The sequence below is a fragment of the Thomasclavelia sp. genome (assembly GCF_047249845.1).
In the GTDB taxonomy this organism is placed as follows: Bacteria; Bacillota_I; Bacilli_A; order Erysipelotrichales; family Coprobacillaceae; genus Thomasclavelia.
On the sequence record NZ_JBKTWO010000188.1, the window covers coordinates 1 to 1,568 of the forward strand.

2 protein-coding genes are annotated in these 1,568 nt (G+C 31.1%); both read left to right on the top strand.

Translation table 11 applies throughout. The features are described 5' to 3' along the window. A partial coding sequence (locus ACLR9T_RS14665) for a PTS transporter subunit EIIC (RefSeq protein WP_413110184.1) occupies window positions 1-678 on the top strand: 678 nt, incomplete at its 5' end. Window positions 679-750: 72 nt separating this feature from the next. Continuing rightward, a partial coding sequence (locus ACLR9T_RS14670) for a glycoside hydrolase family 1 protein (RefSeq protein ID WP_413110185.1) occupies window positions 751-1,568 on the top strand: 818 nt, incomplete at its 3' end.

Below are 1,568 nucleotides of genomic sequence, written 5' to 3' on the forward strand. Positions count from 1 at the left end.
CAAAATATATTTGTATATTTTAATCAATTTATCTCAATGCTTTTAAAGCCTATTTCAGAGGGAGTATGGGGATTTGCAGTCTTTATATTTTTATCATCATTGTTATATTTTATAGGTATACATGGACCGCAACTTATCTATACACTCATACTTCCTTTTCATACAACAATATATTATGCAAATATTACTGCTTTTGCTTCAAACTTACCCGCTCCATACCCTTATTGGTTTTTAATGCCTTGGGTATTTATGGGTGGAGTAGGTGCGACTTTAGCTTTAAATGTATTAATGATTATAAAATCTAAACATACATCTACAAAAACTTTAGGTAAACTTGCATTAATGACTTCATTATTTAATATTAATGAGCCGTTGATATATGGGTTTCCAATAGTGTTTAATCCTTTTATGTTTATACCATTTACAAGCATACCCCTTATAAATTTATTGATATGTATTATTTTTATGAAGTTGATTCCAATAGTTCCTTTTCCTACTGGAGCTGAAATAAGTACTTATATGCCATTTGGAGTGGGGGCAATGTTGACTAATAATAGTTGGTTAGGATTGCTATTATGTATAGGAATATTAATTGTAGACATGTGTTTGTACTATCCGTTTTTTATCAATTATGAGAAAAACAATAATCACATCATGTTCAATAAAAATAAAAAATGAGGAAATAAATGATAAGGTCATAGATTTTTTTATACGATATAATTGTCTCGAAAAAGGAGAGTGATTATAAGTATGAAAGAATCTATTTTTGATTCTCATTTTTTATGGGGTGGAGCGATTGCTGCACATCAGGTTGAAGGGGCATATAACGAAGATGGTAAAGAACCATCTACAGCTGATACTTTACTGGTTAATGAAGAAAGGTTTGAACATTATGGAGAATATATCAATCAAAACAAATATTATCCTAGTCATAAAGCAATAGACTTTTATCATTGCTTTAAAGAAGATATCAAACTGTTTGCTGAAATGGGATTTAAAGCATTGCGTACATCTATTGCATGGACACGTATTTATCCAAAGGGGATTGAAGAAAAACCAAATGAAGCTGGATTGCAGTTTTATGATGACTTGTTTGATGAAATGTTAAAGTATAATATTGAACCCATTATCACAATTACTCATTACGAAACACCGCTTTATTTAGCGAGAGAGTATGGAGGATGGAAAAATAGAAAGTTGATTGCTTTGTATGAAAAGTATGCCAGGACGATTTTTGAACGTTATAAAGATAAAGTGAAATATTGGATGAATTTTAATGAAATAAATACCTTAGCTATTATGCCAGCATTAGGTGGAGGATTTCATGAATCCTTTGATGATCCTTCAAGATTTCAAAGGATTTATCAGGCAGCACATCATCAGTTTGTAGCAAGTGCTTTAGCGGTAAAAGCATGTCATGAAATCATACCAGATGCAAAAATTGGCATGATGTTAGCAGGGCAACTCAGTTATCCATATTCATGCAATCCAGATGATGTTTTTGCAAATTTAAAGCAATCAAGACAATCATTGTTTTTTTCTGATGTTATGATGAGAGGAGTATATCC